We start from the raw sequence: 1,713 nt of genomic DNA, 5'->3' as shown, positions 1-1,713 counted from the left end.
CCCCGTGGCATGCCGTCTTCGTCAATTGCCATTCGTTTCAGCAGGTCAAGATGCTGCGCCGCGAGCGGGTCATTGCCAGCCGCCTTTTGCAAAAGGCGTACCCCTGCCTGCCAGTCTGGCGCTCCCCCGCTGCCATTTGCCGTCAATGCGATCTCGAGCAGAGCTGCGTCGACGTGGCCGATGGTGACGGCACGACGCAACATGAGACGAGCTCGCAGGAGGTCGCGATCCAGTAGATCGCCACGAAGGTACATAGTCGCAAGCTCGGCCCAAGCTGCAGCATCGCCTGTATGCCCGGCAGCCTCCAGTCTCGCAACGGTAGCAGAGGCTTCGGACGCGACCAGGGGCGCGTGGTCCGATTTGCCAAGGCTCATCTCTAACAGCATCCTTTTAAAAAAAACGGGCGGGAGAAATCTCCCGCCCTAAAGTGTTGAAAGTGTGTTTCGTTAGAACTTTGCCCGGAACCCGCTGTAAAAATTGCGGCCGCGGACGTCGTAGATTGCCGAGCCACTTCCGGTAGCCGTGGTTCCGAGTGGTGGATGTTGATCAAACGCATTGTCCACCCCAGCATAGAACTGAAAGCGGTTTTTGCCGTTTTGCTTAATATCCCACTGAATGCGGAAGCCATGGTACGTAATTGCCGGATATTTTTGTATGTCGGCATAATCTGCGTTGAGCGCATCGCGGCCTTGTAGAGAATTGAAGTCCTCATAGGCACCGATATACATCGGAGAAATGTAGTGTAGGTTATAGCCAAAGGTCACAGCACCAACCCGAAGGTCTGCGCTAAACTGGAATTCATCCTTAGGATCACCAAGTTCGCTCAGAATGCGATCTTCAAAATTCGGGTCGGTCGGATTGGCAAAGTTGCTGGTCTTGAATCCATGCGTATAGATCAAATTGCCGTAAAAATTAACCGTTGAGCTAAGATCTTTGGAATAATTTATTTGGGTATCGATGCCTTTGCGAATTCTCTTCGCGAAATTCAGCGGTGCTTGGATAAGGGTATTGCCTTGAATTTGGCCCGGGACTTCACCCAAGGACCCAGTACCGCTTCCCTTGTAACGCGAGAACAGCGCACAGAACGGGTTGTTAAGTGTCGCTGCATCGTAGCAATTGTTGGCAATTTGTTGTGCTGTAATCGAGGTAATAACCCCGTTTACCCGAATGTTGTAATAGTCGGCACTGAACGAAAAGCCGCGCAAGAAGCCAGGCGTAATCACGGTGCCAAACGTCCAGGAATCCGACGTTTCCGCCTTCAGATTCGGATTGCTGCCGCTGAGCACGGGAAGGGAGTAGGTCGGCTGGTTGGCAAAGCTAGCAGAATTGAGGATGGTCGCCCCCAAATCAGTCAAGCAGTTTGCCGCGCGCGTTGTTGAGCCGGCACCAATATTTGCAGCGCGGCAGGGGTCCTGGAAGCCTGGTGCAAAATTTGGCGTCAGAGCCGACGCTGTTTCGGAAACGTTGGGCGCGCGGACCGCACGACCGTAATTGGCGCGGAAGCGTAGCCCTGGGATGGGAAGCCACGTCCCACCATAATTGTAGGAATAGACGGTTCCAATGCCGCCACCATAAGCGGACACACGCCCTGCGCCACTGATTGTGAGTTCCTTAGCGAGGAAGAAGTCCTTAACGATGGGCAGTTCAATTTCGCCAAAACCTTCCCGAACGCGGAACGCAGGTGGAGCATATCCTAGCTGTGTAAGCGCGTTG

Annotated in this window: 1 protein-coding gene and 1 pseudogene; both read right to left on the bottom strand. The window is 53.9% G+C overall.

Annotated features, from left to right (window positions below; genetic code table 11):
* Positions 1–374: pseudogene (locus EJC47_RS21155) on the bottom strand (hypothetical protein); the annotation flags it as partial.
* 72 nt (positions 375–446) lie between these two features.
* Positions 447–1,713, bottom strand: a 1,267-nt coding sequence (locus tag EJC47_RS20805; protein WP_126849593.1) for a TonB-dependent receptor domain-containing protein, incomplete at its 5' end; no start/stop codon positions are given.

The sequence above is a fragment of the Sphingomonas sp. TF3 genome (assembly GCF_003985085.1).
In the GTDB taxonomy this organism is placed as follows: domain Bacteria; phylum Pseudomonadota; class Alphaproteobacteria; order Sphingomonadales; family Sphingomonadaceae; genus Sphingomonas.
Note: the sequence above shows the minus strand (reverse complement) of the source record. Positions and strands in the feature narration are given on the sequence as shown.